Raw genomic sequence first — 272 nt, 5'->3', positions numbered from 1 at the left:
ATAGTAGCCGGTGCTGCCGAACAGCTCGGCGCCGCCGCCGAGGTCGTACCTGTAGGTGCCGGCCAGGCCTTCGGGGTTGATGTCGGCGTCCCAGTTGACGTCGCCAGTGCTGACCCACTGCTGGCCCATCTTGCCGCCCACCAGGTGCAGATTCGGCAGCGCCGTGGGGTGGTAGTCGATATAGGCCTGATCCAGCCAGAGCTGCTTCTTGTTGAAGTAGCCGTTGAGGTCCTGGTTGGTGGAGCGGGCATCGTCGCCGCCGCCGGTGGCGA

The 272-nt window shown here is 65.8% G+C and carries 1 protein-coding gene; it reads right to left on the bottom strand.

All coding sequences use genetic code 11. The features are described from left to right. On the bottom strand, positions 1-272 hold a 272-nt coding region (locus tag FS767_RS22270), incomplete at both ends, for a putative porin (protein WP_178102780.1).

It is taken from the genome of Pseudomonas sp. DE0010 (genome assembly GCF_007680745.1).
In the GTDB taxonomy this organism is placed as follows: domain Bacteria; phylum Pseudomonadota; class Gammaproteobacteria; order Pseudomonadales; family Pseudomonadaceae; genus Aquipseudomonas; species Aquipseudomonas parafulva_B.
This window is presented reverse-complemented; position numbering and strand designations above follow the sequence as displayed.